Annotated in this window: 27 protein-coding genes; 6 read left to right on the top strand and 21 right to left on the bottom strand. The window is 47.4% G+C overall.

Annotation, left to right across the window (positions count from 1 at the left end):
* The 17 genes from I4W93_RS13120 to murJ all read right to left on the bottom strand — a co-directional run bounded on the left by I4W93_RS13120 (position 1) and on the right by murJ (position 17,464).
* Positions 1–369, bottom strand: a complete 369-nt coding sequence (locus I4W93_RS13120; protein ID WP_205311346.1) for a type II secretion system protein — start codon at positions 367–369, stop codon at positions 1–3.
* Between the two features lie 9 nt (positions 370–378).
* Positions 379–1,332 carry a PilW family protein gene (locus I4W93_RS13115; protein WP_205311347.1) on the bottom strand — a complete coding sequence of 318 codons (954 nt, stop codon included), beginning with the start codon at positions 1,330–1,332 and terminating at the stop codon, positions 379–381.
* 2 nt (positions 1,333–1,334) lie between these two features.
* Positions 1,335–1,829 carry a type IV pilus modification protein PilV gene (pilV, locus tag I4W93_RS13110; protein ID WP_205311348.1) on the bottom strand — a complete coding sequence of 165 codons (495 nt, stop codon included), beginning with the start codon at positions 1,827–1,829 and terminating at the stop codon, positions 1,335–1,337.
* 75 nt (positions 1,830–1,904) lie between these two features.
* Positions 1,905–2,339, bottom strand: a complete 435-nt coding sequence (locus I4W93_RS13105; RefSeq protein WP_438646777.1) for a type IV pilin protein — start codon at positions 2,337–2,339, stop codon at positions 1,905–1,907.
* On the bottom strand, positions 2,320–5,724 hold the full coding sequence (locus I4W93_RS13100; protein WP_224673433.1) for a pilus assembly protein: 3,405 nt from the start codon (positions 5,722–5,724) through the stop codon (positions 2,320–2,322). The genes I4W93_RS13105 and I4W93_RS13100 overlap by 20 nt, the downstream gene beginning before the upstream one ends.
* A 9-nt stretch (positions 5,725–5,733) precedes the next feature.
* Entirely contained in the window at positions 5,734–6,249 is a 516-nt protein-coding gene (locus I4W93_RS13095; protein WP_205311349.1) for a pilus assembly PilX family protein, read from the bottom strand.
* 2 nt (positions 6,250–6,251) lie between these two features.
* On the bottom strand, positions 6,252–7,211 hold the full coding sequence (locus I4W93_RS13090) for a PilW family protein (RefSeq protein WP_205311350.1): 960 nt from the start codon (positions 7,209–7,211) through the stop codon (positions 6,252–6,254).
* On the bottom strand, positions 7,208–7,621 hold the full coding sequence (pilV, locus tag I4W93_RS13085) for a type IV pilus modification protein PilV (RefSeq protein ID WP_205311351.1): 414 nt from the start codon (positions 7,619–7,621) through the stop codon (positions 7,208–7,210). The genes I4W93_RS13090 and pilV (I4W93_RS13085) overlap by 4 nt, the downstream gene beginning before the upstream one ends.
* A 12-nt stretch (positions 7,622–7,633) precedes the next feature.
* Positions 7,634–8,245: a GspH/FimT family pseudopilin gene (locus I4W93_RS13080; protein WP_205311680.1), complete on the bottom strand. Its 612-nt coding sequence runs from the start codon at positions 8,243–8,245 to the stop codon at positions 7,634–7,636.
* Between the two features lie 114 nt (positions 8,246–8,359).
* Entirely contained in the window at positions 8,360–9,064 is a 705-nt protein-coding gene (locus tag I4W93_RS13075) for a LytR/AlgR family response regulator transcription factor (RefSeq protein WP_205311352.1), read from the bottom strand.
* A complete protein-coding gene (locus tag I4W93_RS13070; protein WP_224673432.1) occupies positions 9,061–10,125 on the bottom strand; it encodes a sensor histidine kinase in 1,065 nt (354 codons plus the stop codon). The genes I4W93_RS13075 and I4W93_RS13070 overlap by 4 nt, the downstream gene beginning before the upstream one ends.
* 62 nt (positions 10,126–10,187) lie before the next feature.
* On the bottom strand, positions 10,188–11,117 hold the full coding sequence (ispH, locus tag I4W93_RS13065; protein WP_205311353.1) for a 4-hydroxy-3-methylbut-2-enyl diphosphate reductase: 930 nt from the start codon (positions 11,115–11,117) through the stop codon (positions 10,188–10,190).
* A gap of 3 nt (positions 11,118–11,120) precedes the next feature.
* Positions 11,121–11,558 (bottom strand): FKBP-type peptidyl-prolyl cis-trans isomerase, encoded by a 438-nt coding sequence (gene fkpB / locus I4W93_RS13060; RefSeq protein ID WP_224673431.1) that lies wholly within the window; start codon positions 11,556–11,558, stop codon positions 11,121–11,123.
* Entirely contained in the window at positions 11,555–12,046 is a 492-nt protein-coding gene (lspA, locus tag I4W93_RS13055; RefSeq protein WP_205311354.1) for a signal peptidase II, read from the bottom strand. The genes fkpB and lspA overlap by 4 nt, the downstream gene beginning before the upstream one ends.
* The gene (gene ileS, locus I4W93_RS13050) at positions 12,046–14,874 is read right to left on the bottom strand and encodes an isoleucine--tRNA ligase (RefSeq protein WP_205311355.1); all 2,829 of its coding nucleotides are present in this window, start codon (positions 14,872–14,874) and stop codon (positions 12,046–12,048) included. The genes lspA and ileS overlap by 1 nt, the downstream gene beginning before the upstream one ends.
* Positions 14,871–15,839, bottom strand: a complete 969-nt coding sequence (gene ribF, locus I4W93_RS13045; RefSeq protein WP_205311356.1) for a bifunctional riboflavin kinase/FAD synthetase — start codon at positions 15,837–15,839, stop codon at positions 14,871–14,873. Before ribF ends, ileS begins: the two co-directional genes overlap by 4 nt.
* Positions 15,840–15,889: 50 nt before the next feature.
* Positions 15,890–17,464 carry a murein biosynthesis integral membrane protein MurJ gene (gene murJ / locus I4W93_RS13040; RefSeq protein WP_205311357.1) on the bottom strand — a complete coding sequence of 525 codons (1,575 nt, stop codon included), beginning with the start codon at positions 17,462–17,464 and terminating at the stop codon, positions 15,890–15,892.
* A gap of 175 nt (positions 17,465–17,639) precedes the next feature.
* Between murJ and rpsT the strand changes: the two genes are divergently transcribed.
* Entirely contained in the window at positions 17,640–17,909 is a 270-nt protein-coding gene (gene rpsT / locus I4W93_RS13035; RefSeq protein ID WP_205311358.1) for a 30S ribosomal protein S20, read from the top strand.
* A gap of 61 nt (positions 17,910–17,970) precedes the next feature.
* Here rpsT and I4W93_RS13030 read toward each other — a convergent pair whose 3' ends face one another.
* The gene (locus tag I4W93_RS13030; RefSeq protein ID WP_205311359.1) at positions 17,971–18,273 is read right to left on the bottom strand and encodes an ArsR/SmtB family transcription factor; all 303 of its coding nucleotides are present in this window, start codon (positions 18,271–18,273) and stop codon (positions 17,971–17,973) included.
* A 217-nt stretch (positions 18,274–18,490) separates the two neighbouring features.
* Between I4W93_RS13030 and I4W93_RS13025 the strand changes: the two genes are divergently transcribed.
* A complete protein-coding gene (locus I4W93_RS13025) occupies positions 18,491–19,822 on the top strand; it encodes a M20/M25/M40 family metallo-hydrolase (protein ID WP_205311360.1) in 1,332 nt (443 codons plus the stop codon).
* Between the two features lie 9 nt (positions 19,823–19,831).
* Here the strand turns inward: I4W93_RS13025 and I4W93_RS13020 are convergent, their stop codons facing one another.
* Positions 19,832–20,233 carry a hypothetical protein gene (locus I4W93_RS13020; RefSeq protein ID WP_205311361.1) on the bottom strand — a complete coding sequence of 134 codons (402 nt, stop codon included), beginning with the start codon at positions 20,231–20,233 and terminating at the stop codon, positions 19,832–19,834.
* A 184-nt stretch (positions 20,234–20,417) separates the two neighbouring features.
* Between I4W93_RS13020 and I4W93_RS13015 the strand changes: the two genes are divergently transcribed.
* Both I4W93_RS13015 and smrA read left to right on the top strand, forming a co-directional pair.
* Positions 20,418–20,702, top strand: a complete 285-nt coding sequence (locus tag I4W93_RS13015) for a hypothetical protein (protein ID WP_205311362.1) — start codon at positions 20,418–20,420, stop codon at positions 20,700–20,702.
* Between the two features lie 71 nt (positions 20,703–20,773).
* Positions 20,774–21,364 carry a DNA endonuclease SmrA gene (gene smrA, locus I4W93_RS13010; RefSeq protein WP_205311363.1) on the top strand — a complete coding sequence of 197 codons (591 nt, stop codon included), beginning with the start codon at positions 20,774–20,776 and terminating at the stop codon, positions 21,362–21,364.
* Positions 21,365–21,652: 288 nt separating this feature from the next.
* Here the strand turns inward: smrA and I4W93_RS13005 are convergent, their stop codons facing one another.
* Positions 21,653–22,246 (bottom strand): GNAT family N-acetyltransferase, encoded by a 594-nt coding sequence (locus I4W93_RS13005; RefSeq protein ID WP_205311364.1) that lies wholly within the window; start codon positions 22,244–22,246, stop codon positions 21,653–21,655.
* A gap of 1 nt (position 22,247) precedes the next feature.
* Complete coding sequence (locus I4W93_RS13000; protein WP_205311365.1) at positions 22,248–23,168, bottom strand: 2-hydroxyacid dehydrogenase; 921 nt, start codon at positions 23,166–23,168, stop codon at positions 22,248–22,250.
* Between the two features lie 89 nt (positions 23,169–23,257).
* Here I4W93_RS13000 and I4W93_RS12995 point away from each other — a divergent pair, with 89 nt between their 5' ends.
* Together I4W93_RS12995 and olsF are read left to right on the top strand one after the other, a co-directional pair.
* Positions 23,258–24,043, top strand: a complete 786-nt coding sequence (locus I4W93_RS12995) for a UDP-2,3-diacylglucosamine diphosphatase (RefSeq protein WP_205311366.1) — start codon at positions 23,258–23,260, stop codon at positions 24,041–24,043.
* 92 nt (positions 24,044–24,135) lie between these two features.
* On the top strand, positions 24,136–25,848 hold the full coding sequence (olsF, locus tag I4W93_RS12990; RefSeq protein ID WP_205311367.1) for a bifunctional ornithine lipid synthase OlsF: 1,713 nt from the start codon (positions 24,136–24,138) through the stop codon (positions 25,846–25,848).
* The last annotated feature ends 132 nt before the right edge of the window (positions 25,849–25,980 follow it).

Genomic DNA, 25,980 nt, shown 5'->3' with positions numbered 1-25,980 from the left:
TTAATCAGGCTCCCCATTTAATGTTTGTTTTAGCAGCAAGCTGTTGTAACCAGCATAGAAATGCCTATTGGTAGAAAATGTTTCCGTTTGCAGGTGCAACATTGCACACTGTACGGTGTTCTCGCTCCAGGCGGCATAAGCTGCTGGACAAACAGCGAGTGGCTCGACATCAATAGCGGCGTCAGAAACGGATGCTATAGCGCTGTTGTGCTGAATTAGCGCTTGGTATGTTATCTGCAACTGTTGCTGGCCAGCATTAGCTGCTTTATGACTTAATTGACTTACCACTAACATCGCCGAGATCAACAAACTAATAATCAGCAAATATACCAAAACCATAATTAACACCATGCCACTGGCTTTATTCATTTCAGCCTCCTATAACACCGCATTTTGAAAATAAATGTTGCCACTGACCAGCAACCTACGGTAATGATCTCCCTGCGCTAAAAACTGCTTATTGCCCATCGCATAGCGTTGGTTATTGATATAACGAGGGTCAGGTTTGCGGGCACGTAATAAGGCGTAATAGCGCATATTAATAATACGATTATTACTTTGCAGCCAATAATCTGCAGGCATTTGCTCAGTTGCCAATATGCTGTTTAGCTGGCCATCCATATCTGTATCAATACCAAATTCAAAATGAAGCCTCTCAACACCATCCATGATTGAGTCGGTGCTTATTGACGCGCCTCCAGCATTGTTTCTGGCTAATCTTTTGCGCATTAACACCGGCATTAAGCTGTCACCTACTCGCTGCTGTTGTAGGTAAAATACTAGATGTTGATAAGGAAAATAGTTATAGCCGGCATTTAAACCGCCACTGTTGCCATCGACGAAGCGGCTATGCAACCAATGTGTCTCAAGGTAAAATCGGTTCTGGCGCATGTCTGTCGGCAAGGTCGGCTGCCCCAGCAGACGTTTAAGCTGTAGTATTTCGCTGCCGGCAATTGCTGCAGGGATACAATTAAGCTGACGCCCGCTACCTGCTGTGCTGGCATATAAGGTAACAAAGTCTTTTCCTGCCATAGGAAAACTACCACTGTCTAATACTTCATTTACGCAATCGCCAGCTGGTGGAGCAGGTAACGCTGCACTTAGTGCCAGCTGCGGTGTTGAACGCCCTCCCCAAAAGCCAACATTAGCCAATTCATTTTGCAACAGGCTCATCAGTAACTGGGCATTTTGTTGTAACTCGGATAGTTGCTGAGTCTGACGCAGGGACTGATTCAGACTAGTGAATGCCGTCACTGCCATACCTAGTAGAAACAAGGCGAGCAGCATGCTGATAAGCAGCTCAGTTAAAGTAAAACCGGGAAGCCGTTTCATCACTAATGGCCTCCGTTTTGCAAAGCAAAGCCACTGCGACCGTTACCCACAGCGCAATCTGCAACCACCCCGCTTTGCGCAGAAGATTTTTGCTGCCAGCTAGTGCTGAGGTTTACCCCCGTTGCGGCAGAGCGTAAACAGAATTGTGGCTGTTGTAATGATAAGCGATTATATTGCTGCAGTTGATTTAACCAGCTATGTGCCTGAACCGCAGCAACATCAGTTATTGTGCAGCTTGCACCAACAGAGCAATCCGGTAATGAAGGTAAGGCTATATCAGAGTCAATACGAGGACCAAGCACCTGGCTTAGTTGCGGGTTGGCTCGCATTTCATTTAACAAGCCCTGAGCCAATGCTACCGAAATAGTGCGCTGTGTCGCATCTTGTACTTGACGTATTGCAATAGTCTGGCTGAGTAAAGCGCCCAGCAAGCCAATCTTAAAAATAACGAGGGTAACTAAAACTTCTACCAGACTGAATCCATGCTGTAACCGCATATCCGTATGCCAAAGGTTATTTATTTAACCTTAAAGTTACAACAGGATTTCAAAAAATCAAATTTTTATTGCCAATTACCAGCACGTTCTTACCACGGCAACATCAAAACTACCGTTAGCTCCTCTTGCGCCCGCTTGAGTTAAGGTTAAGGGACCACACTCATCGCGAGTTTGCACGCCTTTTGGCGTTGCCGTTGCAGTAAAGGTTCTGGCAGCTTGATTTGACAATGAGAAAACATATCGCTCATCTAAATCGTCAATGCATTGAATAGCTGGTAATGCTAACCCTTCATAGCTAAACGCTGCCGTGTATCCCCGTTCCATTGATTGCGACATTTCAGTTAAACAAGCTTTTGCCGCCGCTCTATTTGTACCAATAATGTAGTTAACATATGAAGGGTAAGCTATGGCGGCAACAATACCCACTATTGCTACCGCAATCATTGCTTCTATTAACGTAAAACCGCTCTGTTTACTAATCATAATATCCTCACTGATTGGTGATTTCACGCCAAGATACTCGTCCGCGAATAACTTCAGGGGCAACCTCGACATTTTCAATGCGAGTATCCGTCTTACCAAAAACCATTTGGTCATCAAAAAATACCGGCTCGCCAGGTTGGCCATCAAATCGCATACCGCCGACAGATTGCTGTTGACCATCAACTTCTAAACCATCATCGTTATCAACTTCACCATCGCGGTTTCTGTCAAAGAACATATAGTTTAGCTTACTGCCGGTAAACGGGCTCACAGCCATCACCCAACCACTGCCTTGTGGATTACAATCATTATTACCTGGCACTATGGTATTAACCACTAAGCTGCTTCCAATCACTTGAGGACGATTCACGATACGCTCCCGCTCATCAGCCAAATCAATATACCAACCTCTCAAGCCTGTCATGTCATTCGGCGCACCGCTCTCAATCACGCGCGCATTATCTTCTTGGGCAATAATTTCGCGAGCTTTTAAGTCCGAACGGCCATTGATCACCAAACCATCGCGAATACCATACCAAGTATTCTCGTCGCTTCGTAATGGGTCTTCTGCCGAAAGCATTTTACCAGAGCCAAAGAACAGCCATAGATAGCCAGTTTCAAGCTCTGGAGTAAGCGTAACCCCCCCTGTAATTGCCTGCGCGTTACCACTACTGTCAACAGCTGTAAACAACGGCTCCCCGCCATAAGCGACATTCCACATTGCAGTATTGGTAGATGACAAGTCAAATTTCCAGATATTGCCCAATATATCGCCAGCAAAAAACCAATCAGTATTCCCATCACCGTTGGCATCCCAGCCTTCGACCTGACCAACACCATTAGGCACACCGCTAGCTGTTTCTAAACGTTTAATAACATTACCATTTTCAAGATCTATAACCAGTAAACCGGCTTTATTACTACTATTATTGTAACCATAACCAACTATCGCAGCCCATTTGTCGTTATTCAACCTGGCAATGACGGGCTTATTGGTTGTAATACCTAATTCAGCAAAGTCTTTATCCCATAACACTTTATCGCTGCTTAAAGCTCCAGGTGTTGAAACATCGATAGCAAACAAACTATTTCCACCACGCCCCAACGAACCTAACAAAATGGTTCTCCATGACCCAGCTATATAAGCTTCAGACGCTATTGGAGAACCATCAACATAATATTTATGGATATAATCGGGATCGGCATAGGAAGCCAAATCTGCACTTGCCGTTAACATTTGGCGAGGCAGATATGCCATCACTTCCAGTCCATTAGTACCGTTGAAAGCATGTAACATACCGTCATTTGCACCTACATATATAACAGGGGCACGAGCGCTATTTGCTGTTAGGTAAGCGCGATAGCTGCTTGCACCATCCCATTGATAGCGCTGATAATTGCGGTTTGCAGGCGCGGCAACATAAGCCGGCGACGAGTTGGCAATATCACCCAATAACGATGCTCTTCGGCGATATATGCCACCTGTGCCTTCTTCCAGGCTTTTATCTCCGCGTAAATAATTAATCAAAGAAGTATTACCGCTGAGTGCGTTGCCGTCAGCAGTAACTACCGAAGGTGTAAAAACATCCGTTGTGCCATTAGTTCTACCGAATAGAATGTTTCTATCTCCCCACGCTGGAAAATTAGATTCCCACACAGGTGTGTCAACATCATCAATATCAAATGATTTTAGTGAACCACTCCACACGCCAGAATTAAAGCTACCTTGATAGACATAATTCTCTGCCTGCAATGACGTAGTTGTTCCCGCTAAGTTAGATGCCGATGCTACTCGCTCAACGATGGTGTTTAATGTACGTTCAAGCTGATTAGCAAATTCATCCGGTTTATCGGCCGTAAAAAACCCACCTCGACCATTCACAGACGCATGCAGCAAGTCGTCAATTTTAGCACTATTCTTCTGAGCTGTACTTCCAGCAAAAGGACTTGCCCAGTTGATTGTCGTACCATTGTTAATTGCGGCAAACGCATCATCTGGCTGCACGCTACCAAACACGCCAAGCCCAACACCAAAAGTTACCATATGTTGCCAAAATGCCGGGTTAATACTACTGGTTGGTACTCTATTGTCTAAATCACGTAAGTCATTTTTCCAATACTTCATTGCGACATCGGCCAGGGTAGTGCTATGGCTATCTGAAAACGGAGCAATAGGCGAGTAGCGATAGCTCGCACCAGTATCACCGACAGGCCGTAAAATTGTTTCACCGGTAGAACCATCCTGATTGTTTACTCCTGAGGCAGTGTTGCCATCTGACCAGTAACCATCTGTCATCAGTATGGTGAAACTCTGACGACAAGAAATATGATCACTTGGTTGTTCCGTTCCTGAACCAGGATTGAGACCCCATGGCCCCTTACTGTCTTGACGAGAATAATAGCGCCCTGCTGCATCAAGCGCCGACAATAGGGGTGTGCCTGACGCCGGAATATCTCGACCATACAGATCGGAGTAGAAATTAGTCTTTGCTGCATCTTTAAATTCGCGCACACCCCTGACAATTACTGAAGTATTTACCGAATCTACGGAAGAACTTCCTTTATTCAAGGCGCCAAAACCTACACGCATCTTCTCAGACTGCCCAACAAAAGCCCGTCCGATACCCGCCCTGCTTGTCAAAATGCGTGAACGATGATAGGTGTACCAGTTGGCAAAATTCTTTATTTCCTGCGCATAAGTACAAACTCCAGCTGAACAATCTGAGCGCTGATCTCGACCATGGCCATTGTAGGACGAAACGCTACTTTTAATTTCGACCTTAGTATAGTTAGACCATTGCCATGCATTACCGCCGTTGTGGTAAAAGTAAGTCGCAGGCCAGAAACTTCTATTATTGGTGTCATAACTACAGCTGCCAGAAGAGTCACACTTGTACCAGCGGTTGCTGTTATAGCGGCCATTATTTACGGTTAAATCGCGGGCCTTGTCATTAACAGATCCGCTAGGACAAGAGCCTGTTGACATTGGATTGTGCCAGGCACATTCAGGGTTGGCGTCAGGAAAGCTGTCACCACTGGCAGATACCCAGGGTTTATAAGTCACAGAAGGATCGTAATAACTTTTATTGTTCTGTGCTGAGCGTGCAAATGCATTATAGGCTTCGCCGCTTTCTACCGTTGGTACATAATTATTGTAATCACTAGAGCCATAAACACCATCAGCACGCGGGAAAATATAGCGGCTATCAGATTTAATTATTTCATCTGGTAATAGTTCAAAATGCATAGAGCCAGAATCGTCAATAATAAACATTATATTGGGCGGCACTGAACTACCGGTTTGTAACGGCGTATCTGAAATCTCAATTGCCGCATGCGCAGTAGCTGCACCCAATAAGGCACTAGCAATAAAAGCAAGCTTGAGTGACAGGTTAAATATTGGCATTTTCATAATTTTTCCTCAGCGACGCCATACGGTCTGTAAGGTTACTTCTGCCCGACCAGGCGTTGCTGGTACCCGAGCAGTAATGCGAAAAGTGGGTTCCAAACAACCTCGAGCGATAGTCGTAGACCGATCACAACCAGGTGGAAATGCCCATTCTTCCATGTATTCGATAATATAACTTGCCGGATTTGCTAAGCCGTCATTCATAACAGGAGCACCAACCCAGGTTACTAACTGGCCAGGCGCCCAACGATCAGGCAGAGCAGGATCAGGCAGATCGTATACACCTGCATTGTTAATCAGTGCCACAGGTCCACCGGGCAATGGAGCAGCATCAAGCAGACGCTCCGCCACTAACAACGCAGCCTCGGCTTGCTGTAAAGCCAACTGCCTGTCATGCAGATTACCTGTCATTTGCTCTTGCACTGTAGTTCGCTTCATCGTAGTCACTGCCAATAAGGTGATAACGAGTAACAGTAACAAACTGACCACCAGAGCTACGCCCTGTTGTTTGATTAAGTTTTTTTGCATAATCACAACCTATTCCGAAGTGCAACTAAAAAACGTATGGTTTTGGCGTTTGCTGGTACTTCCTGACCGTTAAAAATTCTGTCGTCAAGCGTGACACTAACATTCACCGCGTTTATACGACCCCATTGGCCTGCTGCGGTCGTGGCTGCTGCTGTTTGAAAAGCACCGCTGTCTCGATTACGGTACATAAACTGCAAGTCAGACACTCCAAATAGCACTTCTTCATTGATTTGCGCATCACCAATCAATGAAGCGCGATATAGCGAATTCATCTCTGAATCATCATTGCTAGGCGCAACAAACCATGCGATAGATTCGAAGCGCATGACCATACCATTGCGACTAAATATCCTAGGCGGGGCTAAGCCTGGAGCCCAGTCGATCTCCGGCAAAAAACCAAGATTGGCATCAGCATTTAATCCGGCCAGCTGGTGGGTAACAGTCAAAGCATCAACTTCATTAGCCTGAAAAATAACAGATTCACTGTCATCACACGCCACAGCAACTTCTCCAGCAGCAAGAACAGGCGTTATATTCAAGGTAAACACTGAACCATCGTAGTTACTGATGGCATTACTATCACCAGAACCAAACATTAAACGTAATGCCTCTGTAGCAGGCGTTGTATTTGTACCATTAATCACACCAACCGGAGCGGCAAGCCCTTGAATACCAGCACCTACGCTCCAGGTTGCCCATGCTGGCCGGGTGCCTGCAATCGCAATCGTATTGGCAACTCTGGCATTATTATTACAACCAGAAAAACCGGCATTACGAATATCTTGTGACATCAACTGAAAACTTAACCTGGCGATGTTCTGCATATCGCTCAGCACCATGTTTGCTTTACTTGTTTGCTGATTAGCAAGAAAGACACCGGTAGCACCGCCTATTACCAAAATACCCAATGTCAAACCAACTAACAGTTCGGCTAAGGTAAATCCTTTCATTCTGTTATTCATGGCATCACCTGAGTCACAATTTTACTGTCAGCATTTATTCTTTCATCACCCCACACAATGGTAACGGTGTAACGCTCGTCGTCCCAGCTAACCACAGGACAAGCATCATCACGCGTTGCCTGCTTTACATCCTGCACCCAGGCTGCAGTGCCAAGGGCGGTGTTACCCGCACAGTCAGAAAAGGCATAATCACCTTGTCGGGCAGCAATGGGGTTTGCTCTTAATAACTCAGATAACGTATCAGTTAAAATAACTGCCATGGTCCTTTCCAATGAACTGTTAGTATGGCGCATGCTAGAAGTCTGCAATGCTGCAACACCTAACAGACCGATACTTAACACTAATACTGAAATAAGCACTTCCATTAACGAGACACCGCGCTGTTGCTTAAAACTTGAAATAGGTTTCATTATTTTCTCCCGTTATGCTGGGTTTGCTGGCGCCGGACAACTTTGCCCTGCGCTACTACTAGTTACCCTCGCACGACCACCCGAACGTAATTCAATATCTCGAATATTGTTTTGCAAGTCAGCGCCAGGTAAACAAACGCGCAACACACCATTTAACGGGTTATTTGCACCACCACTGCGGAGTAAACCTTGTGCTGAAAAACGAATAGAGTGGCCTACTCCGTTCATTGTTGCGCCTGCAACATTTGGGCTGGATAACACTACAATTTTTTCTGACCGAATAAAGCCCGTTGCAATAGGTGTATTGTCAATGGTGTCATGAACTAACCAACCAATCCAACCCGCTGCAGGTGGCGCGGAGCAGTTTTCCCCATCAGTACTATGACAAAACACCATATTTTCATTTTGCTTAATAGCTTCTGCCCGTGCCAAAATAACAGCCGAGAGGAAATCATTAGCCTGCGAGGTTAAACGGTTATTATTAAGCAATGAGATAAAACTGGGCACAGCCACTGTAGTAACTATTGAAAGCACTACAATAGCCACCATAAGCTCGACCATGCTAAACCCCAGTGCGTGTTTAACTGGAGTAGGATGTATATTTTCAGGCGTAATCTTCAGCATAATGTCTCTGCGTATACTACAAAAAGTCTATATATAATGACTGTACTGTAATGCGGATGCAATGGAATCGTTTTTTGACCAGCGGCACAATTGCCAGATAAACGGCCAGCAATATTAACAAATACAACCACGGACGTTTACAACTTCACGCCGGCTGACTTCCAACTTTTCAGTGCAGCCATTCAGTGATACCCAATGTTTTCCGCTAATCGACACTAGTCTTGATAGGTGAGCTTTGTTAATCAAAGTCCTACGATGGATCCGAAGAAGCTGGTCCGGGTATTGCTGTAGTAACAGCGCCAAACTTTGTTCTAACAGTGCTTCACCGTCCGTATGCACCATGCGAACATATTTATCCTCCGCGCTGAAATACATTACTTCTTTCAGTTCAAGCTGTCGCTTAATACCCGCCTGAATATAGCTTACCTTCGGTTCTGCAGTTTTACGTTCAATATGTGCTCGCGTATGGGTACCCAAACGTTGTAAGGCATCTGCCAAACGTTGCGGCGACACTGGCTTGAGCAAATAATCTGCTGGCCCGGCTTGATATGCAGCCAGAGCATGCTGTGGATGTGCGGTAACAAAAATTACCGCTGGTGGTGTCGGCAGTGCAGCGATGGCCGTTGCCAATGAAATACCATCCTCACCCGGCATAGCGATATCCAACAGTAATAAATCTGGTTGCAAAGTCTTCGTCAACTGCATCGCTTCAGCTGCATTTTCAGCCTCACCAACACAGCTAAAGTTAGCTTGCTCTGCCAATAATCGCTTAAGCCTGACCCGCGCTAGTGGCTCATCATCGACAATCAATACTTTCATCTGTATGGCTCCTTCGGTAGTACCAACTTAACCCTGAAGCGCCCGTCATTAAGCGCACTATGCAGCTGCGCTGCCTCACCATAATGTAATTCTAAACGCTGGCGAATATTGTTTAATGCAATGCCATTGCCAGCTCTGGACGTATTCTTTGCCGCAATAGGGTTGGTAATAACAAGGGTTACAGCGCGGCGACTTTCTATCAATGAGATATTAAGTATAGCGGTAGCGACAGATTGCTCTATGCCGTGTCGCACCGCATTCTCAAGCAAAGGTTGCACCGTCAGCGCCGGCAGAGTCAAATTGGGCAAATTCGCAGGCAGCTCCCAATTTACTTGCATCCGGCTGCCCAGCCGCCATTGTTCTAACGACAAATACTGCTGTGCCAACTGCAGTTCCTCAGCCAATGTTACAATTTCACCGGCATGCAGTGCAGCCCGGAACAATGCAGATAGATCTAACAATGCCTTTTCTGCCGCATCTGGATTTATCTGCGTTAGTTCTGCGACGGTATTTAAACTATTAAATAAAAAATGTGGCTCTATTCTCGCTTGAAGCGCTGTGAGTTCAGCGCGGCTTTGCGCTTTTACCTGTTGGTTTTTCTCACTATGAATAATAAAGAACTGCACCGCTATAATGGCTACAATCAAACATATCATTAAATTGGCCAGGGTAAATGCTAACATGCCTTGCGGTATAGCAATTGGCTGTGCCGACAGCCAAACATAAGCCGCTAAACTTACCAGGATAGTGCAACTTGCAAAAACAACGGTGCAGAACATCAACAACGGAATCGGTTGCAGTTTATTTAATTGCTGCCGGAAATAGCACAAGCACACAGTTGTTAGCAGCGCGACCCAATGCACGAATAAACTTATCACGCCAAGCCGATACCAGGGATCTGTAGTGATGCCCGGAGAAAAAGCCAGTACCACGGCAATTGCCTGCGCCAGCACTACAAGACGAAGTACAAAACGGCCATGGCACAAGTAAGGTAGTTGTAACGCAGGCAATGACCATTGCAGGTTCATTTTAACGTCCAGCGTAATTTGAATTAGCGCCATAGTACACTGAATGCACTATAGAAGTTAAGCATAGCCTGCCAAACGGCAGACCCGGTTAGCAGCTATCTCAAGTCGGCAGGTATAGCGAACACCACGTTTTCTTCGCGGCCGGGGTTTTCTGTTACCGTTTTACCACCCCATTGCTGCAGCTGCTTTACCACTTGCTGCACTAGTACTTCTGGCGCAGAAGCTCCGGCGGTAACCCCTACGGCTGTAATGCCATCAAGCCAGGCTTGCTGAATGTCGTTAGCGGTATCAATTAAATAGGCTTTGCATCCCATCTTGTCCGCCAATTCACGCAGCCGATTAGAATTGCTACTGTTCTTTGCACCTACCACCAGCAATAATTCAGCTTTGCTGGCCAAATCACGCACCGCGTCTTGGCGGTTTTGTGTGGCATAGCAAATATCGTCTTTGCGCGGGCCTTCAATGTCCGGGAAACGCACGCGCAGCGCATCAATCACATCGGCCGTGTCATCCACAGATAAAGTGGTCTGGCTGCTAAAGCAGAGCTGCTGCGGGTTTTTTACTTGCAGCGTTGCCACATCTTCTGCCGACTCAACCAGATAAATGCCGCCTTCAGGGTTATCATACTGGCCCATAGTGCCTTCCACTTCCGGGTGGCCGGCGTGGCCAATCAGAATACATTCAATACCCTTACGACTGGCACGTGTGACTTCCATATGCACTTTAGTAACCAGCGGACAGGTGGCATCAAATACTTTTAAACCACGCTGTTTAGCGTTTTCACGCACCGCTTGCGACACGCCGTGCGCACTGAAAATCACGATATTGCCATCCGGCACTTCGTTCAGTTCGTCAACAAATACCGCACCACGCCGACGCAGGCCATCAACTACAAAGCGATTGTGTACCACCTCGTGGCGCACATAAATCGGCGGCTCATAAAGTTCCAACGCGCGCTCTACAATGCTTATAGCGCGGTCTACCCCAGCGCAAAAGCCGCGCGGATTAGCGAGTAAAATATCCATACTTTAGCTTACCTGTACTATTTCAACGCTAAACGTCAGCGTTTGGCCTGCCAGCGGATGATTAAAGTCGATAGTAACCGACTCGCCGACAACTTCTCTTACCAGCCCCGGCATTTCAGATCCATCCGGCATGGTAAAACCAATAATCGTGCCGGCTTTGGCCGGCGCGTCGGCTGAAAACTTACTGCGGTCAACATAATAGATATTGTCCGGGTTAGGCATACCGTATGCATCTTCCGGGGCCAGCGTAAAGGTTTTCTTATCGCCGGCTTTAAGGCCACTAAGCTCTGCTTCAAAAGCTGGCGAAATGCTGCTGTCACCCATCTGTAATTTGGCTGGCTTATTGTGCACCCGGGTGCTTTCGGCCGCACTGCCATCAGATAACTTGATATCAAAGTGAAAAATTACTGTGCTGTTACCAGCAATTACTGCGTCTGTCACTTTTTCACCTCATCATTGCTAAAACTATCCCAGATTAACAGTGCCGCACCAATACAAATGGCAGAATCGGCAATATTAAACGCCGGATAGTGCCAGTTTTGATAATACAGATGCAGAAAATCAATTACGTAGCCGTAGACACTACGATCAATCAGGTTGCCAATGGCGCCGGCTAATACCAGGCTTAACGCCAGATTGAGCTTTAACTGGGTTTTACTATTGCGTGCCAGCCAGACCGCCAGCACACAACTTATCACCACGGCAATGATGGTAAAAAACCAGCGCTGCCAGCCACCGGCATCACTTAAAAACGAGAACGCCGCGCCATAATTACGCACATAGGTAAAGTTAAAAAACGGCAACAGATCAATAGAATCAAACAGTTGCATATTGGCAATTACCACCTGCTTAGTTACCTGATCGGCCACCAATACTAATAGCATCAGCCACCATAGCCGCCATCCGGTATCTTTAAACAGCGCCGCCATTATGCAAACGCCCGCTGTTCGCCGTCACCTTCTACGTTGCTAACACAACGCAGGCACAATTCGGCATGCGCCGCATTAGTGCCAACATCGTGGCGATGGTGCCAGCAGCGGCCACATTTAGCCGCTGTCGACGCGGCAACGTGCACACTCAAACCGGCCAATTCGGTTGAGACAGCATCATCCGGGACCGCATCGGTACTGACCTGAGCGGTAGACGTAATCAGCACAAAGCGCAGCTCGTCGCCCAGTTTGGCCAAATCAGCTGCCAGTGCCGCTGAGGCGTATAAAGTCACTTCTGCTTGTAAGGATGCGCCGATCTTTTCTTCGCGCCGTGCCGCTTCCAGCACTTTGTTCACTTCGTCGCGCACCTGCAGCAACTGCTGCCAGAAGGCATCGTCAAACTTACCACTGGTTAAATCGCTAAAACCGGTATACCAGACATCAGTAAAGACAAATTCTTGTTGCTGGCCGGGCAATTCCTGCCAAATTTCCTGAGCAGTAAAACTCATAATTGGCGCCATCCAGCGCACCATCGCCTGGGCAATATGGTACAAAGCAGTTTGACAAGAGCGGCGCGCAACACCATTGGTGTGGGCGGTGTACTGGCGGTCTTTAATTACGTCCAGATAGAAGCTACCCAGCTCTACGGTACAGAAGTTCATCAGCTTTTGGCTCACCTGATGGAACTGATAATTATCGTAAGCATCAACTATTTCTTGCTGCAACTTAGCCGCACGATTTACCACCCATAAATCCAACTCTACCATTTGCTCAAACGGCACTAAATCGGTTGCCGGATCAAAGCCGTTTAAGTTGGCCAGCAAAAAGCGGGCAGTGTTACGGATGCGGCGGTATTTATCGGCAGCACGGTTTAATATTTCATCTGATACCGTCATTTCAGAGGTGTAATCGGTGGTTGCCACCCATAAGCGCAGAATGTCAGCGCCGAGTTTATTCATTACATCTTGCGGCGATACCACGTTACCCAAAGATTTCGACATCTTGCGACCATCGGCATCAACGGTAAAACCATGCGTTAGTACCTGTTTATAGGGTGCTTTGTGTTTAATGCTAACGCCAGTCATCAATGACGACATAAACCAGCCGCGATGCTGATCCGAGCCTTCCAGGTATAAATCGGCCTGATCGGCTCCAGCAAATTCAGGGCGCGCATCCACCACGCAAGCGTGGGTCACGCCGGAGTCAAACCACACATCCAGCGTGTCGCTAACTTTAACGAACTGCTGCGCATCTTCACCTAGCAAGCTTTCCGCGCTTAAATCAAACCAGGCCTGAATGCCGTCTTGCTCAACCAGCTTGGCGACTTGTTCAATCAGCGCCGGTGTATTCGGGTGCAGGGCACCGGTGTCTTTATCAACAAACAAGGCAATAGGCACGCCCCAGGTACGCTGGCGTGAAATACACCAGTCTGGCCGCCCTTCAACCATTTTTTCAATCCGCTGTTGGCCCCAATCCGGGATCCAACGGGTTTGTTCAATTTGCTGTAACGAAGTAGCACGCAGCCCTTGCTGCTCCATGCTGATAAACCACTGTGGCGTGGCACGGAAAATAATCGGCGTCTTATGGCGCCAGCAATGCGGGTAGCTGTGTTTGTAGGCTTTGTGCACCAGCAGCGAGCCGGCCTCTTTTAGCGCATCTACCACACTGTCATTGGCTTTAAACACATGCTGACCAGCGAACAACGGCGTGTCTGGCAGGTAGACACCATTAGCCCCCACTGGGTTAGCCACTTCCAGGTTATATTGCTTGCCCACCACAAAGTCTTCCTGACCGTGGCCCGGCGCTGTATGCACACAGCCGGTACCAGAATCTGTCGTTACATGCTCACCTAAAATAACCGGCACACTAAAGTCATACAATGGATGCTGCAGTTGCACTAATTCCAGTGCTGCGCCTTTGGCAAAACCCAGCGCATGGTAGTGCTCAATACCGGCACGCGCCATCACGTCTTTTACCAGATCAGTGGCAATAATTAAGCGCTCGGCGCCCAAAGGCCCCTGCTCTACCTGCACCAGGCTGTAATCTAATTTGGCATTTACTGCCACCGCGCGGTTAGCAGGGATAGTCCAGGGGGTGGTGGTCCAGATCACTACCGACACTTTACCGCTGCCGCGTTTACCATCAGGGTGGTCAAAGCGGTCTACGGCGCTTTCATCAACTAAGGCAAAGCGTACATCTATCGCCGGTGATACTTTGTCCTGATATTCCACTTCCGCTTCAGCCAACGCAGAGCCGCAATCTGTACACCAGTGCACCGGCTTAAAGCCCTGCTGCAAATGGCCATTGCCGATAATTTTACCCAGCGAGCGGATGATATTGGCCTCAAAACCGTAATCCATTGTGCGGTACGGGTTTTGCCAGTCACCCAGCACACCTAAGCGGATAAAGTCGGTGCGCTGCGCATCAATTTGGGTGGCGGCATAGTCGCGACATTTCTGCCGGAACTCGGCTGGTGTTAACTTAACGCCCGGTTTGCCGTATTTTTTTTCAACTACCAGCTCAATCGGCAGACCGTGGCAGTCCCACCCCGGTACATAAGGAGCATCAAAATCGTCCAGCGTTTTCGCTTTGACGATAATGTCTTTTAATATTTTGTTTACCGCATGCCCAATATGGATATTGCCGTTAGCGTAAGGAGGGCCGTCGTGCAGAATAAAGGTTTTTTTGCCCTTTTTGGCTGCACGAATTTTGCCGTATAAATCGGCCTCGGTCCATTTTGCCAGCATTTGCGGCTCGCGCTGCGCCAGATTGGCGCGCATCGCAAAAGCCGTTTCCGGCAAATTCAGGGTATGCTTGTAGTCGCTCATCCGTTGGGTTCCGTCTTATCAATAGAAGCATGGGCTAAGGCACCATGCTGAAAAAATGCTTTTGCCGCACTGACATCCGCGGCAATTTGTTGCTGTAACTGAGCCAGAGAATCAAACCGTTGTTCACTGCGCAATTTATGCTGCAATAACACTTCTATTTGGCTACCGTATAAATCGCCTTTAAAATCAAACAAGTGCGCTTCAAGTTGTTGCCGCTGGCCTTGCACCGTGGGCCGGTTGCCAATATTGGCCACGCCATAATGCGTGCCAAACACCGTGTTGGCTGTTATGGCGTAAACCCCAGCCACCGGCAACTTACGCCGGTATAAAAACACATTGGCGGTTGGAAAGCCGAGATCGCGGCCTAGTTTACGGCCATGCCTAACCCGCCCGGTTAACGCAAAAGGCCGGCCTAGCATCTCGGCTGCCAGCGTTAACTTATCTTCTGCCAGTGCTTGGCGGATCAGTGTGCTGCTAATACGCTGTTTACCCAGCAGCAAACTAGAGGTGCTATAAAGGCCAAACTGATGCTGTTCAGCAGCCAGTGCCAGCAAGTCAAAACTGCCACTGCGGTTTTTACCGAAACGAAAATCATCGCCTACGATTAACTGCTCTACACCCAGTTGTCTTAACAGCAACTGCTGAATAAATTGCTCCGGTGCCTGCGCGGCAAAAGCCGGGGTAAAATGCACACATAGCAAGCGGTCTACCCCCAGCTGGGCCAGCGCTTCATATTTTTCCCGAAACCGCGTTAACCGTGCCGGCGCAGCATCACCAGCAAATACCTCCAGCGGCTGCGGTTCAAATAGCATCACGCAAGATGGCAACTGCATTTGTCTGGCAATGGCAACCACTTTGGCCAGCACTGCACGATGCCCGAGGTGCACGCCGTCAAAATTACCAATGGTCAATACACAGCCACGATGCTGAGGCTGAATATTGTGTAAGCCGCGAATTAACTCCATGCCTGCCGTATCTGACCTTTGACTACAAACCGCGCATTATAACCACTTAATCAATTGCTTTCAGCAACAGAATTGGTCCGAAAATGCGCTAACCGCACCCCAAATAGCCACAATACACTAAAGTAGCCGACTACAGCCAGGCCACACAGCAGACATAGGCGCCAAACCTGAGTCGTAAAACTAAGCACTACCCAGTCGTTTAACGTTGGCGTTTGCCAATACAGCAACGCAGCCATCATCAGGCTAGCCAGAATTAGCTTCAGTAAAAATAACGCGCTGGTTTTACTTAGTTGGTACACGCCGGCTAATTTTAAACCGCGATACAGTAAAAATGCATTCAAACTGGCCGACATTGCGGTTGCCAGTGCCAGACCAACATAACTTAAAAACGGCGCCAACATCAGGTTAAACAGCATATTGGCAACCATTGCAATAATGCCGATACGCACCGGAGTTTTAATATCCTGGCGGGCATAAAAACCCGGTGCCAGCACTTTTATCAGCATATAACTTAGCAAGCCTGTGCTGTAGGCAACCAAGCTGTAAGACACCATCAACACATCGTTTTGGCTAAACTCGCCGCGCATAAACAGCAGCGCAATAATAGGCTGTGCTAATACCATTAACCCGGCCATCGCGGGTATGCCAAACAAAGCAACGAAGCGCAGCGACCAATCCAGTGTCTGGCTAAAACGCTCGGTATTTTCAGTCGCATGATGGCGCGATAAATTCGGTAAGATAACCGTCGCAATAGCGATACCGAATAAACCCAACGGAAATTCAATCAGACGGTCGGAGTAGTACAACCAGCTCACCGCGCCGGTAAGTAAAAACGAGGCGATCACCGTATCAAGCAATAAATTAATCTGGCTTACTGATACGCCAAACAGCGCTGGCAGCATCAATTTGCGAATTTTCGTGACGTTCTCATCGCGCCAGCCCCACTTTGGCCACACCAACAAGCCGGCTTTGGCTAAAAACGGCAACTGAAACAATAACTGCACCACACCGCCGATAAAGACGCCCCAGGCCAGCGCCAGTGCCGGCTCGTCCAGCGTTGGTGCCAGCAATACCGCGCAGGCAATAATAGCAATATTTAAAAACACCGGCGTAAAGGCAGCCACGGCAAAACGGTTATAGGTATTGAGTACAGCGCCAGACAACGCGACTAAACTAATAAACCAAAGATACGGAAAAGTAATTTTCAGCATCAGGCTGGCCAGCTCGAACTTATGCGCTTCAGGGCCATCATTTAACCATTCCACAAACCAGCCCATACCGAATAACATCGCCACCAGCGGTGAGGCAATCACGCCAAATAAGGTGACCAGCGTAACGACTACCCCTAAACTACCGGTAACTTTAGCCAGTAATTCGCGCACGGCATCATCACCATGTTTGGCTTTCACTTCGGCCAGCAGCGGCACAAAGGCTTGCGAAAAAGCGCCCTCGGCAAACAAACGCCGCAAAAAATTAGGGATCCGGTTAGCAAAAAAGAACACGTCGGCCGCCGCACCAGCGCCGATAAAGTTGGCCACGACCACATCACGCATCAACCCGAGTACGCGGGATATTAATGTCATAAAGCTGACAATCAGGCCTGATTTTAATAACTTTGCTGACACTTACACATCCTTCTATTTACCAGCGGCTATTTTGCCCCGTTAGTGCGACTGATTACCAGTAGGCTGTTAGATTAAAATCTGTGACTTTACCGTTAAAGCATTTGACAACGGGCCATTAAATAGGCATATTATGCGGCCTTTGATGGGTCCGGTTTAGTTTTTTAGGAGTGTTACCTTGGCTAACATTAAGTCTGCTAAGAAGCGCGCAATTCAATCAGAAAAACGTCGTCAGCAAAATGCTTCGCAACGTTCTATGATGCGTACTTTCATAAAGAAAACCTACGCGGCGGTATTAACTGCTGACGTAACTGCTTCAACTGAAGCATTCAAGAAAATGGTGCCTGTTCTTGATCGTATGGCCTCTAAAGGTCTGATCCACAAGAACAAAGCAGCACGTCATAAAGCTCGTTTAAATGCCCGTGTTAAGGCATTAAGCGCCGCTTAAGACACAGTTCCAACAAAAAAGCCGGCTTTGCCGGCTTTTTTGTTGCTCAATTTCGTCTCTCTCAAGCGTTGTCAGAACAATACAACTTGTGCATTAACGCAATTAACGCTTCTACTTCTTTACTATTCAGGCTGTAAAATACGGTTTGCGCTTCTTTACGAGTTTTCACCAGTTTGTTTTTACGTAACAACGCCAAATGCTGAGATAGCGCTGACTGGCTTAATTCCAGTTTCTCGTTCATTTCACCTACTGATAACTCGCCTTCGAGCAAATGGCAGAGGATTAGTAACCTACGCTCATTCGACACCGCTTTTAACAGCTTTACTGCCTTGGCGGAGTTTTTCAGCATGTCTTGTAAATTCATTGCACTTAACTCTGTCTGTCTAGAAGGCTTAATATTACCGATTTAGACTTAAAGCGACAATATAATCATTCTTATTTAACAAAGAATCACAATTTTTCCGTTAAGCTCTGCAAAAATGCACTTAACGGCTAAAAAATGCATTTCAGCTAAAGCAGTTCGATGCATAAAAAAAACCTGTTACATTCAGCACATTCACTATCAATAGGAACCTGTCGAAATGAAACTCTGGTTAACTGGCATTGCAGCATTTTTAAGCCTGCAGCTGTCTGCACAAAATTTAAACTTGGATAACACCTTAGCCTATCAGCTTACCGAATCGCTAACAGTTGAGGTGGGGCAACGCCTTGCGGGTAGCGAGGCTGATGCCAGAGCCGTGGCTTGGGCAGAGAAAAAATTTAAGCAGCTCGGTTATGACAAAGTGTGGGTTGAGCCTTTTACCATGCAGTACTGGCAACGTGGCCAAGCCAGCCTTACTGTCAGTGCTCCCTTTCATCAAAACTTGGTTGTTACTGCACTAGGCGGATCTGTCGGCACTCCATTTGACGGCATTTCAGCCCAGGTTGTCCAGTTTGATAGCCTTGAACAGCTTAAAACTGCAACGTCAGCACAGGTAAAAGATAAGATTGTTTTTATTAACAAAAGCATGGGTAAAGATAAACTGGGTACCTTTTATGGTTCGGTCGTTGGTGCCCGGGCGCAAGGTGCTGTAGAAGCTGCAAAACTTGGTGCTAAAGCTATTATCATTCGCTCAGTTGGCACCAGTATTAATCGTTTTGCTCATACCGGCATTATGCGCTATAGCGATGACGTAGCCCGTATTCCCGCGGCGGCAATCTCAGTTCCGGATGCGATACAGCTTGATAAAATGTTACGTCTCCAACCAGAGCTAAGTTTACAGTTACAAATGCAAAATAAGCTGCCGGGCGAAGTTATTAGCCACAATGTGATTGCCGAGATTACCGGTAGCAAAAGACCTGACGAAATTGTACTGATCAGCGCACATCTTGATTCATGGGACGAAGGCACAGGTGCCTTAGATGATGGCGCTGGTGTAGGCATTGTTATGGCGACCGGTGCTCTGTTAAAACAACAGGCACAACCGGAGCGTACGGTACGGGTGGTATTGTTCGGGAACGAAGAAGGAGGCTTAGTGGGTGCGCGTGCCTACGCCGCTAAACATGCCGACAATCTAAAACAACACGTGTTTGCGTCAGAGTCTGATTTTGGTGCTGGGCGTATCTGGCGTCTTGATACTGGCTTTGGTAACAATTCGTTACCTTTTGGCAGCGCACTACAAAAAAAGCTAGCCCATCTGGGAATAGCCCTGGGTGATAACACTGCGTCTGGCGGGCCAGATGTTTCAGTGTTAAAAGCACAGGGTGTGCCGGTTGCCAGCCTGCAACAAGATGGCACTGATTATTTTGATTACCATCACACCCCAAACGATACCATGGACAAGATAGAGCCTGCAGCCATGCAGCAAAATCTGGAAGCCTGGCTTATCACAACCACTGCAATAGCCAACAGCCAGCTGGATCTGCGCAAATAATGCAGTAGGTTAACTACGATAACGCACCGGCCTTAATGCAATTTTAGGCCGGCTATGCTTACGATAGCTACCACGCAACAACCACAACTGTAGGCCGACAATCATCAAAATCATCGCTGAAGGATAAACATACATGTTGCTGGTCGCACTAAATAACAGCAATGCCAGGATGAAATAACTAAACGGCAGCAGTTCATATAACCAGAAAGGTAGCACACCACCGTACTTCTCTCTGGCGTTTCGCATATCTGAACGCCTATTATCAGAACGCAATACCCAAATAACTGCACCGGCTATCATAATCAGCAAGCCCGACACTAATGCCAGCCATGACTCAACGCTCAGCATAACTGAGCTACCTGCAGCGACATAACCATAAGGCAAAATTTCATACAATTTCATTGGCAGCATAACGAACACCTATCCTTTGTTCAGCTCAGATTAAGTGTAGCTCAGAGTATAAAAAATGCACACCACGACAAAATCGCATCAGTTTAATTAATGTGAATGTTATAAAATTACTCAGTTGAGCATCACTGCTCAGAGCAGCATAATGCGCGAAAATTTCAACCATAGTTTTGCTTAGGAAAGCGGCATGGAAAACATCATCTTTGATATTATTAGCTGGATTGGCCTAACTATATGTATTGGCGCATTTTTTATTAAAGATGTATTTTGGCTGCGTTTAGCGACATTAATCGGTTGCAGCCTGCTATTCGTTTACTATAGCCATATTGATATTCCACAGGGCGTAATTTCAAACTTATTAGTATTATTAATAAATGCGTATTACTTACTCCGTTTTGCTAAAGCACGTAAAACCGCACAAAGCCAGCAGAACACAACAACGTTGCTAAACACAACGACGCAACCAGAATAACTACACGAACACTTTTGTCGCGTATCCGCCCGGGCTATAATCACTGACCCCGAATGACAAGAGTACCCAGTATGCAAAACGACGATTTAGATTTGTTTCTGCAAGAGATGTCTGGTGTTAAACCTATGTCGCAGGACGAAGTATTGCCAGAGCACGGTGAGTTTAGCCCCACTCTGGCACAGCAAGCCAGGCGCAAGGCAGCAGAGCAGGAGATGGAATATGATGCCAACTACCTTAGCCTTGAGTATGTAGAGCTGGTGCAACCGGATGAACCCTTTACTTACAAGAAAGACGGCGTCCAAGATGGCGTTTATCGCAATCTGCGTCTTGGTAAATACCAGACCGATGCTACGTTAAATCTGCTGGGTAAAAGTTTGACCGACGCCAGGCGCGAGTTATTCATTTTTATTGAAGATTGCCACAAACGTGGCATCCGCACTTTGCTTATTCATCACGGTATGGGCCGCAACAGCAAACCTCATCCGGCAATTTTACGCAGTTATGTGTTTAAGTGGTTGCCACAAATGCCCATTGTACTGGCTTGCAACACCGCGCAAAAACAGCATGGTGGTTACTCTGCCACGTACGTATTGTTGCAAAAGAATGCTGAGCAAAAACGCGACAACCGCGAACTACACAGTAAACGCGGCGCCCAGAAATAACTCACCCCCGACATGCGGGGGTGAGTATTAGTCAATCCGTTTGACAGAGTTCGATTCCTGCTATCCACACAACAGGCAGACAGCTTCGGCTTTGGTCAAGAATGCCGATAACGCCATTAAACAAACAACAACAGCGATTGCGGTAAAGCCAAAACCACGACTGGACGCTTTACTCATAACTAACCTCAGTAACATATTTTTATTATTTTAATTAGCAACTTGGTTTAGCTTTCCCCAAACCGACACTGAGTGTAGTTAAGTTGTAATAAAGTTACAATAACTGTGTATTTAACCAGCTCTTTCAATATGATACGTCAGAGCAGAATAAACAAATTCTTCTGCCAGTAACCGGTTATCGTTCAGTAAGGGTAAAGCTTCTGTACTGTGCTGAATATCAGTAATAACAAAGCCGGCTTGCTGATAGTTTTTTAACGCCGACGGATGATCGGCACTGCAGCTATGTAACCAGATACGGCTGGCTTGCCACTGTGCCGCCAGCGTCACAGCAGCCTCGGCTAACGGTTGGCCCAACCGCTGACCTATGAACTGGGGTAATAAACCAAAAAATTTAATTTCTACGCTTTGATCAGTGTGTTTTAACAGTTCAATGTAGCCTGCAGGTGTGCCTTGTACCCACAGCAGCCAGGTACGAACCTGTTGCGTGGTTAAATAGTCGAACCACTGCTGATAGTTCCAACTTAATCGGCTAAACCATTGCCAACGCGCGCCCACGGCACGAAACATAAACTGGCTAAGCTCCGGGCAGGCAATTTTAGCTTCTACCAGTTGCACACCATCTGGCCAGCTGATGTCAGATTTTGCTGCACCTTCAAACTGTAAAAACCAGGTTGTTACTTCAGTTTCTGTCGGCGTTGTTGTCATATTAATAACCTTTGTTCACGTCAACCAAATTAGCCATTGCTTCACCACATTGGCTGCGACGGTAATTGTCAGCAATTTGTGCCACTACAGTACTGACATTGGTCACAGCAGATACATGCGGCGTAATAAGGATTGCCGGATGTTGCCAGAACGGATGTGTTGCTGGCAGCGGCTCCTGGCGAAATACGTCCAGACACGCGGCCTGCACCTGGCCATTGTTTAGCGCTGCTAACAACGCCTCATCATCGACTATGGCGCCGCGGGCCACATTAATAAAAATAGCCCCGGTTTTCAGTTGGCTAAAAAATACCGCATCCAGCAGAGACTCGGTTGCCGGCGTTAATGGCAGTAAACAAATGACGATATCGGCCTGAGCTACCGCCGCCGAAAGCTCTGCTGAGGCACTAAAACACTGAATGTTCGCTAACTGCTTAGCTGTGCGCGACCAGCCCGTCACCTGATAGCCCAAGGCCGCAAAGTGGCCGGCGGCTGCAGCACCTAATTCACCTAAGCCTAAAAGACAAATATGTTGAAAACGGCGCGGGCTTTTCGGTTGCCATAACTGTTGCTGCTGCTGAGCAATAAACTGGTCCAGTCTTAGTCTGTAGTGGTTCACCACGCTATCTAGATAACGCAGCATAGTTTGCGTTAATGTCGGATCGACAATGCGCGCTATTGGCAAAGCCGGCAAGGTGGTGTCTGACAAAATAGCATCTACCCCGGCGCCAAAACACTGAATAGCTTTTAGATTGGGCAACGCCGCCAGACTGCCCGGCGGTTGCTTCCATACCACTGCAAATTCTACCGCAGCGGCGTCTGAAATATCAGGCCAGATTTCAATACGGCTGTCTGGCAGCGCCTGCGTCAGACGTTGTTGTAAGTCTTCCAGTTTTCGGTCGGGAATAATCAGGGCAAGGCTCATGGGTCACCAAAGCTTCAATAAATCGTCATAACACTGACACAGCGGGCCAGCAAGCTAAGCGGGCTTAAAGATAACATGGTAACCCGCTGATGCTAAACTGTCGTACCATCTTTTTATCTGACGTGCATTTAGGCTGTAAAGATTGCCAGGCTGACTATCTGCTGGGCTTTTTACAACAAAGCCAGGCCAATACTATTTATCTGCTGGGTGACATTGTTGACCTCTGGGCCATGCGCAAGCAGGTGCACTGGAAGCCAAGCCAGAACAAAGTTGTGCGCTGCTTATTAGATAAAGCCGAACAAGGTACCGACATTATCTATATTCCAGGCAACCACGACGAAGCATTGCGCCTGTATGCTGGTAAAGGTTTTGGCAATATCAAGGTGCAACTTCGCGCCAGCCATACTACCGCTCAAGGCAAAAAATTATTGCTGTTGCACGGTGATGAATTTGACAAAGAAGTCAATTTTGGCCGCTTACATGCCTGGTTGGGCGATAACCTGTATGACCTACTACTGTTTCTTAATCGCTGGTATAACCGTCTGCGCCGTTACAGTGGTGGCGGCTATTTTAGCCTGGCAGCCTATATAAAGAGCAAAGTACCCGGTGCGCAAAAAGCGATAGCCCGTTATCGTGAAGCCGCAGTAGCAAAAGCGCAGCGCGGCGGTTTTGATGGCATTGTCTGCGGCCATATTCACCACCCGGAGATTCGGCTTGAGCAAGGCATTATTTACTGCAACGACGGCGATTGGATAGACAGTTGCACCGCATTGATAGAGCAGCATGATGGCAGCCTTGCCCTGTATCATTGCACAGAGCAGGCCCAGAAGATTGCCGCCCTGCCGCTTGCCGTCAGCGGCAAGGAAGCGGCATGAAATTTAAGCAAACTGCCATAAATCCGACACCAGAGTGTCATACAAGCGTTTTAGCCTGAGCCCAGCCTATTGCAGTGCAACCGGAGCTAAAAATGATCAATGTTGACCAGGTTCTATCGCAAAACCTTCCAGGCCTAACCAATAAACCCTGGCTTTATAAGCCGGTAAAAGGTGCGCTGCGCCGCTTGCTGCACGAGCAGGATTTTCTCAACTTTGCCGACCGCTACCCACACTTGCAAGGCTTAGAGTTTGTCGAGCAGGTACTGGATCATTTTAACTTCCGCTACTCCGTGCGGGATAATGAAGTTGAGCGCATTCCCGCTAGCGGCAGAGTGGTGATCATTGCTAACCACCCCATTGGCTCGCTAGATGGCCTGGCTTTGTTAAAACTGATCAGTGATATACGCCCGGATGTAAAGGTAGTGGCTAACCAAGTGCTGATGGCGCTAAAACCGTTACACAATTTGCTGTTGCCAGTAAACAACATGAACGGCGGCACCGAGCGCCGGGCGCTGGACAATATTCAGCAGCATTTAGCCCATGAAGGCGCGCTGATCTTGTTTCCTTCAGGCGAGGTATCAAGATTAAGGCCCGACGGCATCCGCGATGGCAAATGGCACAGTGGTTTTTTACGCTTTGCCAGCAATGCCAAAGCGCCCATTTTACCCATTTTTATAGATGGCCGTAACTCCGCACTGTTTTATGGCGCATCCATGCTGTACAAACCGTTAGCCACCATGCTGCTGGTGCAGGAAATGTTTAACCAGCAGCGCAAAAAACTGGAAATGCGCATTGGCGAGCAAATTCCCTATGACTCTTTTGCTAACCTGGCACTGGAGACACAAGCCAAGGTAAAGCTATTCAAAAAACATCTGTATCGACTGGCCAAAGATAAACCAGCCTTGTTTATTACCCAAAGTGCCATCGCTCACCCGGAAGATCGCATTACATTAAAAAAAGCGGTAGAACAGTGTGAATTGCTCGGCCACACCGCTGATGGGAAGCAAATTTATCTGTATCAGCATCAGCAAAGTTCGCCTATTTTACGTGAAATAGGCCGCTTACGTGAATTTGCTTTTCGCGCTGTTGGCGAGGGCAGCGGCCTGCGCCGTGACATAGATCGCTTCGACAGCCACTACGAGCAGCTGATCTTGTGGGATAAAGACGACCTGGAAATTGTCGGCGCCTACCGCTTTGCTAATACCCGCAACATACTGGCGGCGCATGGCGAAAATGGTTTATATACCGCAACCCTGTTCCAGTTTGACAGTAGCATGGCCACTTACCTCAACGCCGGGCTGGAACTTGGCCGCAGCTTTGTGCAACCGCGCTACTGGGGTAAACGTAGCCTAGAGTATTTATGGTACGGCATTGGCGCCTATTTAAAACGCAACCCGGACATTCGCTATTTATTTGGCGGGGTTAGCTTATCGGGTAGCTATCCGCAGGCAGCCCGCGATCTGATGGTGTACTTTTACAGCTTATATTTTAGTGACAACAGCGTTAGCGCCGTTTCTAAACAACCTTATCAGCTACCACAGATTATTTTAACTGAGTTGCAACAGCATTTTAGTGGCCAAAATTACCTGGAGGACTTCACCCAGTTGAAACATTTATTGGCTAACATGGGGCTAAGCATACCAACGTTGTACAAACAATACAGTGAATTATGTGAACCTGGCGGGGTAAAGTTCTTGGCTTTTGGTACCGACCCGGATTTTGCTAACTGCGTTGATGGCCTGGTGCTGGTCGATATACATAAGCTGAAAGCCAATAAAAAAGCCCGTTATCTTGGCAACGCCTAGTCCAACTCTAATCTAGCTAATCCGGCAGCATTACTTGCCGGCTTGGCAATGTAAAGGTTAGGTAAAGTTCAGTTTCAATTCAGCCTCAGCTGCCTATAACCTACACAGCAAACATCAAGCTGTAGGTGCTAT

Source organism: Rheinheimera maricola, from assembly GCF_016918075.2.
In the GTDB taxonomy this organism is placed as follows: Bacteria; Pseudomonadota; Gammaproteobacteria; order Enterobacterales; family Alteromonadaceae; genus Alishewanella; species Alishewanella maricola_A.
The sequence above is the reverse complement of the archived record's forward strand: the minus strand, read 5'-3'. Positions and strand labels throughout refer to the sequence as shown.

Bases quoted from the DNA above. Each gene is read 5' to 3' on its own strand.
- I4W93_RS13120 (WP_205311346.1), bottom strand. From the start codon at position 369: ATGAATAAAGCCAGTGGCATGGTGTTAATTATGGTTTTGGTATATTTG.
- I4W93_RS13115 (WP_205311347.1), bottom strand. From the start codon at position 1,332: ATGAAACGGCTTCCCGGTTTTACTTTAACTGAGCTGCTTATCAGCATG.
- pilV (WP_205311348.1), bottom strand. From the start codon at position 1,829: ATGCGGTTACAGCATGGATTCAGTCTGGTAGAAGTTTTAGTTACCCTC.
- I4W93_RS13100 (WP_224673433.1), bottom strand. From the start codon at position 5,724: ATGAAAATGCCAATATTTAACCTGTCACTCAAGCTTGCTTTTATTGCT.
- I4W93_RS13095 (WP_205311349.1), bottom strand. From the start codon at position 6,249: ATGCAAAAAAACTTAATCAAACAACAGGGCGTAGCTCTGGTGGTCAGT.
- I4W93_RS13090 (WP_205311350.1), bottom strand. From the start codon at position 7,211: ATGAATAACAGAATGAAAGGATTTACCTTAGCCGAACTGTTAGTTGGT.
- pilV (WP_205311351.1), bottom strand. From the start codon at position 7,621: ATGAAACCTATTTCAAGTTTTAAGCAACAGCGCGGTGTCTCGTTAATG.
- I4W93_RS13080 (WP_205311680.1), bottom strand. From the start codon at position 8,245: ATGCTGAAGATTACGCCTGAAAATATACATCCTACTCCAGTTAAACAC.
- I4W93_RS13075 (WP_205311352.1), bottom strand. From the start codon at position 9,064: ATGAAAGTATTGATTGTCGATGATGAGCCACTAGCGCGGGTCAGGCTT.
- I4W93_RS13070 (WP_224673432.1), bottom strand. From the start codon at position 10,125: ATGGCGCTAATTCAAATTACGCTGGACGTTAAAATGAACCTGCAATGG.
- ispH (WP_205311353.1), bottom strand. From the start codon at position 11,117: ATGGATATTTTACTCGCTAATCCGCGCGGCTTTTGCGCTGGGGTAGAC.
- lspA (WP_205311354.1), bottom strand. From the start codon at position 12,046: ATGGCGGCGCTGTTTAAAGATACCGGATGGCGGCTATGGTGGCTGATG.
- ileS (WP_205311355.1), bottom strand. From the start codon at position 14,874: ATGAGCGACTACAAGCATACCCTGAATTTGCCGGAAACGGCTTTTGCG.
- ribF (WP_205311356.1), bottom strand. From the start codon at position 15,839: ATGGAGTTAATTCGCGGCTTACACAATATTCAGCCTCAGCATCGTGGC.
- I4W93_RS13030 (WP_205311359.1), bottom strand. From the start codon at position 18,273: ATGAATTTACAAGACATGCTGAAAAACTCCGCCAAGGCAGTAAAGCTG.
- I4W93_RS13025 (WP_205311360.1), top strand. From the start codon at position 18,491: ATGAAACTCTGGTTAACTGGCATTGCAGCATTTTTAAGCCTGCAGCTG.
- I4W93_RS13020 (WP_205311361.1), bottom strand. From the start codon at position 20,233: ATGCTGCCAATGAAATTGTATGAAATTTTGCCTTATGGTTATGTCGCT.
- I4W93_RS13015 (WP_205311362.1), top strand. From the start codon at position 20,418: ATGGAAAACATCATCTTTGATATTATTAGCTGGATTGGCCTAACTATA.
- smrA (WP_205311363.1), top strand. From the start codon at position 20,774: ATGCAAAACGACGATTTAGATTTGTTTCTGCAAGAGATGTCTGGTGTT.
- I4W93_RS13005 (WP_205311364.1), bottom strand. From the start codon at position 22,246: ATGACAACAACGCCGACAGAAACTGAAGTAACAACCTGGTTTTTACAG.
- I4W93_RS13000 (WP_205311365.1), bottom strand. From the start codon at position 23,168: ATGAGCCTTGCCCTGATTATTCCCGACCGAAAACTGGAAGACTTACAA.
- I4W93_RS12995 (WP_205311366.1), top strand. From the start codon at position 23,258: ATGCTAAACTGTCGTACCATCTTTTTATCTGACGTGCATTTAGGCTGT.
- olsF (WP_205311367.1), top strand. From the start codon at position 24,136: ATGATCAATGTTGACCAGGTTCTATCGCAAAACCTTCCAGGCCTAACC.